Below are 3,482 nucleotides of genomic sequence, written 5' to 3'. Positions count from 1 at the left end.
ATAATAAGTACAAATTTAATTAAGAAATTAAATTGATTGTATATGTATATTTTGGTAACGTAAAAGAGAAATATACAAAATAATTAATTATTTATATGAAAAGAGAATATAAATGAAGTATAAAACAGAGAGACGTGAAACGATGGGATATTTAAAAGGGTTTGCATTGTACATAAGTATCTTAATTTTAATAGTTTTTATAGCAGGTTGTGGCAAAAGTGATAAAACAAAAGAAGATTCAAAAGAAGCACAAATTAAAAAGAGCTTTGAGAAAACTTTAGATATGTATCCAATCAAAAATCTCGAGGATTTATACGACAAAGAAGGCTATAGAGATGGTGAATTTAAAAAGGGTGATAAGGGTACATGGACTTTACTCACAAGTTTTGCTAAAAGTAACAAACCAGGTGAGATAGATGATGAAGGCATGGTTTTATTTTTAAATAGAAATATAAAGAAGGCAACAGGATATTATTACACGAGCAAAGTTCATGATGAATTTAATGAAAAAGAGCATCAAAAAAAATATCATGTTGAACTTAAAAATAATAAAATAGTTCTTTTGGATAATGTAGAAGATTCAAAGCTCAAAAATAAAATAGAAAATTTTAAATTCTTTAGTCAGTACGCTGATTTTAGAGATTTTAAAAACTATAAAAATGGAAATATATCAAGTGCAGATAATGTACCAAGTTTCGATGCAGAATATCAAATAAGTAATACGGATAAAAATGTAAAAAAACTTAGAGAGGTTTATCCAATCACAACAAAAAAATCTCCAGTATTAAAATTACATATAGATGGTGACATAAAAGGAAGTTCAATTGGATATAAAAATATAGAATTTAATTTTTCAAAAGTAAAAGACGAAGAAACAGCTGTTAGAGATTTTGTGAATTTTGGACCATCTGATGGAGTTAGCTAAAGATAATTAGATGTAGAAATAATTCTAAAACAGAGAGACGTGAAACGATGGGATATTTAAAAAGGATTGGAATGTGTATAAGCCTGTTGATTGTAATCATTTTTGTAACATCTTGCGGTGGTGGTAATAAAATCACTGGAGATTCAAAAGAAACACAAATCAAAAAGAGTTTTGCGAAAACGTTAGATATGTACCCAATCAAAAATCTTGAAGATTTATACGACAAAGAAGGATATCGAGATGGCGAATTTAAAAAAGGTGACAAAGGGATGTGGACGATATACACAGATTTCGCTAAAAGTAATAAACCGGGTGAATTGGATGATGAAGGTATGGTTTTAAATCTGGATAGAAATACTCGAACGGCTAAGGGATATTATTTTGTTAAGAAATTTTATGAAAAGGATAAATTACCTGATAGAAAAAATTATAAAGTTGAAATGAAAAATAATAAAATTATCTTATTAGACAAGGTAGAAGATCCAAATCTAAAAAAGAGAATAGAAAACTTTAAATTTTTCGGACAATATGCAAATTTTAAGGATTTGGAAAATTACAACAATGGCGACGTGTCAATAAATTGGAATGTTCCAAGTTATGACGTGGAATATAAAATGAGCAATAAAGATGAAAATGTTAAACAATTAAGAAGTCGTTATAACATTCCTACTGATAAAGCTCCAATGTTAAAAATGCATATTGACGGGGACTTAAAAGGTAGTTCTGTTGGATATAAAAGGTTAGAAATAGATTTTTCAAAAGAAGATAGGGATATTTCAGTCATTGATTATTTAAGTTATAAGCCAGCGAAAAAATAGTACTGATAATTAAATATTAGGGTGTGAAGGAATGGAATATCTAAAAAGGCTTGCATTGTTCATAAGTGTTATTATTTTGACCATTTTTATAATGGGTTGTGATAGTCAAAGCGATACTGCAGAAAATCCAAAAGAAGGTTCAAAAGAAGCACAAATTAAAAAGAGTTTTTCGAAAACGTTAGATATGTATCCAATTAAGAATCTCGAGGATTTATATGACAAAGAAGGATATCGTGATGGCGAATTTAAAAAAGGTGATAAAGGGACGTGGACAATATCAACAGATTTTGCTAAAAGCAACAAACCAGGTGAAATGGATAGTGAAGGTATGGTGCTACATTTGAATAGAAATATGAGGACGGCAACTGGGCATTATACTATAAGAACAACTTATGATGAATTGGGTAAGATGACACGCGAAAAAAATTATCGTGTTGAACTTAAAAATAATAAGATAGTAGTTTTAGATAAAGTAGAAGATGTAAACCTTAAACATAAAATTGAAAATTTTAAATTTTTTAGTCAGTATGCAGATTTTAAAGATTTGAAAAATTATAAAAATGGAAGAATATCTATCAATGAAAATGTTCCGTATTATGAAGCAGAGTACAAAAGGAATAATAGTGATGGAAATGTAAAAAAACTTAGAGAAAAGTACCCAATTACAACCAAGCAGTCTCCAATATTAAAACTGCATATAGACGGAGATATTAAAGGTAGCTCAGTTGGATATAAGCAGATAGAGTACATGTTTTCTAAGGAGAAAGAGGATGAGACTTTTATGAGTGATTTTTTGAACTTCGGACCATCACATAGTAATTAGTAAATAAAACCAGGGGCATAAACTAATTTAAAACAAGAGAGAAGTGAAAAGATGGGATATTTTAAAAGAGTTTTACTTTATATAATTGTTATGGTTTTGAGTGTTTTTATAATAGGTTGTGATAAATCAAGCGATACTTCAGAAAAATCAAAAGGAGATTCAAAAGAAGCACAAATTAAAAAGAGTTTTGCAAAAACGTTAGACATGTATCCTACTGAAAATCTAGAAGACTTTTATGACAAAGAGGGATATCGAGATGGAAAATTTAAAAAAGGCGACAAAGGTACTTGGGTTATTAGATCTGAAATGACAACAGAACTGAAAAATGAAAATATGGTATCTAAAGGTATGGTCATACGTTTAAATAGAAATAGTAGAACATGCACTGGTGAATATTTTGTCAGGATAGTTAAAGAAGACAGTGAGGGCAAGGTATATAGTGATGAACGAAAATATCCAGTGAAAATGGAAAATAATAAAATCATTCCATTAAAACCAATCGATGATGAAAAAGTAAAAAAAGAAATTGAAGAATTTAAATTCTTTGTACAATACGGGAATTTCAAAGAATTGGAAAACTATAAAGACGGAGAAGTGACATATAACCCAGAAGCACCAATATACTCTGCACAATATCAATTGAAAAACAGTGATTACAATGTAGAACAATTACGTAAGCGATATAATATCCCGACGCAAAAAGCGCCTAAATTATTATTGAAAGGCTCAGGTAATTTAAAAGGTTCATCAGTCGGATATAAAAATATTGAATTTACCTTTGTTGAAAACAAGGAAGAAAATATTTACTTCACAGATAGTGTCTACTTTAATCCAAGCGAGGATAAATAAGTATAATTATTATTATAAAAAATGACGTTAGAACATTTAATAATAAAGTTAAATGAATTACATGTAT

The 3,482-nt window shown here is 28.7% G+C and carries 4 protein-coding genes; all 4 read left to right on the top strand.

Features of this window, described 5'->3' with window-relative positions:
* Positions 1 to 142 precede the first annotated feature (142 nt).
* The 4 genes from IDG60_RS09195 to IDG60_RS09180 are packed head-to-tail and all read left to right on the top strand — an operon-like array spanning position 143 to position 3,415.
* Positions 143 to 925: a tandem-type lipoprotein gene (locus tag IDG60_RS09195; protein WP_001826822.1), complete on the top strand. Its 783-nt coding sequence runs from the start codon at positions 143 to 145 to the stop codon at positions 923 to 925.
* Between the two features lie 47 nt (positions 926 to 972).
* Positions 973 to 1,743, top strand: coding sequence for a tandem-type lipoprotein Lpl5 (gene lpl5, locus IDG60_RS09190; RefSeq protein WP_000540915.1), 771 nt, complete (start codon positions 973 to 975; stop codon positions 1,741 to 1,743).
* Between the two features lie 31 nt (positions 1,744 to 1,774).
* Positions 1,775 to 2,566: a tandem-type lipoprotein gene (locus tag IDG60_RS09185; protein ID WP_000456136.1), complete on the top strand. Its 792-nt coding sequence runs from the start codon at positions 1,775 to 1,777 to the stop codon at positions 2,564 to 2,566.
* A gap of 51 nt (positions 2,567 to 2,617) precedes the next feature.
* Positions 2,618 to 3,415 carry a tandem-type lipoprotein gene (locus tag IDG60_RS09180; RefSeq protein WP_000540315.1) on the top strand — a complete coding sequence of 266 codons (798 nt, stop codon included), beginning with the start codon at positions 2,618 to 2,620 and terminating at the stop codon, positions 3,413 to 3,415.
* Positions 3,416 to 3,482: the final 67 nt, after the last annotated feature.

The sequence above is a fragment of the Staphylococcus sp. EG-SA-2 genome (assembly GCF_017152085.1).
This window is presented reverse-complemented; position numbering and strand designations above follow the sequence as displayed.

Bases quoted from the DNA above. Each gene is read 5' to 3' on its own strand.
- IDG60_RS09195 (WP_001826822.1), top strand. From the start codon at position 143: ATGGGATATTTAAAAGGGTTTGCATTGTACATAAGTATCTTAATTTTA.
- lpl5 (WP_000540915.1), top strand. From the start codon at position 973: ATGGGATATTTAAAAAGGATTGGAATGTGTATAAGCCTGTTGATTGTA.
- IDG60_RS09185 (WP_000456136.1), top strand. From the start codon at position 1,775: ATGGAATATCTAAAAAGGCTTGCATTGTTCATAAGTGTTATTATTTTG.
- IDG60_RS09180 (WP_000540315.1), top strand. From the start codon at position 2,618: ATGGGATATTTTAAAAGAGTTTTACTTTATATAATTGTTATGGTTTTG.